The organism is Acinetobacter sp. RIT698 (genome assembly GCF_009668065.1).
Taxonomy (GTDB): Bacteria; Pseudomonadota; Gammaproteobacteria; order Pseudomonadales; family Moraxellaceae; genus Acinetobacter; species Acinetobacter guillouiae.
Window position 1 is genome coordinate 1 of record NZ_WJYH01000109.1, and the last position, 2,373, is coordinate 2,373.

Here is a 2,373-nt window from a genome sequence, read left to right on the forward strand (position 1 = left end):
TCTATTAAAATTTAAAGTTGTGAATATATGTATGAGGTTGCCTAGTGAAAAAATACCGACTTATTTATGGACCTCTATCGACTATGAGATTAAAGAAAATCAAGGTCTAGAACAGAATGAAAGAGTAGATTTTTATACTGCTCTTTTGGTCACTTGTGGTGATAAAATCTCAAGAAATCATGATCAAAGCTTAATTTTTTATGAAAGTGTAAAGTTAGAAGATACTGAATTATTAATCAATGACTTATAGTAAAACCGTTTAATTACTCATACATATTTGAAAGAATAATTTGAACAACATATCGATAGAATCTACTAACCATTCTTTCCTTTTCTTCTTCACTCAGGCCCACATCTTTTCTATAGGATTTAAATCAGGGCTGTAAGGTGGTAACCATAATATATGATGTCCATGTTGCTCTAATAATTCTTGAGTATCTGACCTTTTATGAAAGGTCGCATTATCCATCACAACAATACTCTGCTTCGGCAATTCTGGAATAAGAAATTCCTTAACCCAAAAATGAAATACATCTGAATTCACTTTGCAATCAAATAGTCCAACTCCAAATAAGCCACCTTGATATATTGCACCAATTGCATTGGTTTGATTCTTCAACTGCCAATTATATGATCCATAACAAGGTGTTCCACGTTTAGAGTAGCCATAAGGGCGTTGTTCATGTGATTTAAAGCCACTTTCATCCAGATAAACGATAGGATGCTTGAGCTTTAACTCACCCAGAGTCTTTAAGTATTGCTCTCTGATTTCGGGTTTTGCTTGCGGATGGAGTAAGGTCTTTTTTTAACGGTAATCCCTAGGCGTCTTAATGCATCGCCAATGGAAGAAACTCCACAGCCAAAACGTGCTGCACGTTCATATTGATAATCGTCAGGATATTGTTCAACATCTGCTCGCAGAGCATCATCATCTATTTTTGATGGTTTGCGTGGTCGAGTTCTTTTGATCTCTATACTTTTTTTCCAACTTAAAATTGTATTCTTATCAATTTCAAATTGTGTGGCAACGGCTCGAATAGAATTTCCTTCCTCAAGCTTAGCTAAAACTTTTCGTCTAAAATGTTCTGAATAACTCATTTATCTATTGTCTTACATTTTTAACAGTTTGACTATAAAAGAATTTATCAGTAGACATAGATCTAAAAACGTATCTGGAGATGAAATCCAAATGTTGGAAAATTGGGTAGAATATTTTGATGTTAAGCTAAAAGAGAGAAGTTATGATAAAGGAAAATAGTTTTAATTATCTTAGATAGTGTTGAGAATGTAAGATTTAGTTTTCTCCAAAAGAAATATTATAAAAGATGTTGGGATTTAATCCATGAGGTTACGATTTGTATTTGTTTATAGGCTCCACAGGGGCTGTTTTATAGTTTTCTATTCTTGTTGTTAATGTAAGGTTATAAATATGAAAAATTTAAAAATATTTCTATTTGCTATAATTTACCTCTTATTGGTTATCACAGCTTTCTATTTAGGAAGTGTACTAAACTCTTTTAGCTTAAACCTATGCTATTCAGAAGCAATGGCTTCTCTCTCTAGTCAATCCAAATCAATGATCAATTCAAATGATCAAAAAAAGAAGCAGCAATTTGAATCGATGTTAAATAGTTTACCACTCAATGGATATGAAACAGACTGTGAAAAGATTAGAAGGATTATTCACTAATAGATTGAAATTATTTTAACAGTTAGAGAGTGATATTTATTTATATAATCTAATTTGTGGAGCAATAGGTAGGGGGGATAAGTGTAATTAAAAGGAGAAAGTTTTGAAAAATGATGAATTGATACAAACAGCCCGCGAGCTAGTAAAACAAGATATTCCAGATTACGAACAAGCTTATAAGCTATTAGACCTTGCATATAAACGAGGATCTCCAGAAGCAACTTACGCAATTGCAACATGGTATTTACATGGTGGTCATTTTTTGGAACAAGATTATGTCAAAGGAACTGAATATCTAAAAAAAGCGGCAGAAATGAAATGGCCTGATGCAATGTATGATTTGGCTGTTAGTTATGAAAGAGGAGTATATGTTTCTAAAAATCAAAAAAAAGCGTTTTTATTATATTTACAATCAGCTTTAAGAGGCTCATCTGAAGCGGTTTATGAAGTTTCTAGATGCTATTATTTTGGTATCGGTACTAGAAAGAATAAAGTTCTTGGAGCTATTTGGTATGATCGAGCAGAAGAGTTAGGATGTGTCCGAAATGATGATTAACTCATAATATTAAAACTTCTACCTCATATTAACTATTCAAATTTTTTTAGTTTTCTATGGCTATGTTGAAGAAATAGGAAGGAGAGTATTAATGGATATTATTTATTCTATTCGAGCAAACATAATA

The 2,373-nt window shown here is 32.0% G+C and carries 4 protein-coding genes and 1 pseudogene; 3 read left to right on the top strand and 2 right to left on the bottom strand.

Translation table 11 applies throughout. The features are described from left to right. Positions 1–250: pseudogene (locus GJV03_RS21220) on the top strand (hypothetical protein); the annotation flags it as partial. 93 nt (positions 251–343) lie between these two features. Here GJV03_RS21220 and GJV03_RS21225 read toward each other — a convergent pair. Next, positions 344–769, bottom strand: coding sequence for an IS630 family transposase (locus GJV03_RS21225; RefSeq protein ID WP_354666879.1), 426 nt, complete (start codon positions 767–769; stop codon positions 344–346). Continuing rightward, positions 751–1,098: an IS630 transposase-related protein gene (locus GJV03_RS21230; protein WP_154131075.1), complete on the bottom strand. Its 348-nt coding sequence runs from the start codon at positions 1,096–1,098 to the stop codon at positions 751–753. Before GJV03_RS21230 ends, GJV03_RS21225 begins: the two co-directional genes overlap by 19 nt. A gap of 331 nt (positions 1,099–1,429) precedes the next feature. Between GJV03_RS21230 and GJV03_RS21235 the strand changes: the two genes are divergently transcribed. Then, entirely contained in the window at positions 1,430–1,690 is a 261-nt protein-coding gene (locus GJV03_RS21235) for a hypothetical protein (protein ID WP_056517368.1), read from the top strand. Positions 1,691–1,793: 103 nt separating this feature from the next. Beyond that, the gene (locus GJV03_RS21860; protein WP_227515176.1) at positions 1,794–2,246 is read left to right on the top strand and encodes a tetratricopeptide repeat protein; all 453 of its coding nucleotides are present in this window, start codon (positions 1,794–1,796) and stop codon (positions 2,244–2,246) included. Positions 2,247–2,373 lie beyond the last annotated feature (127 nt).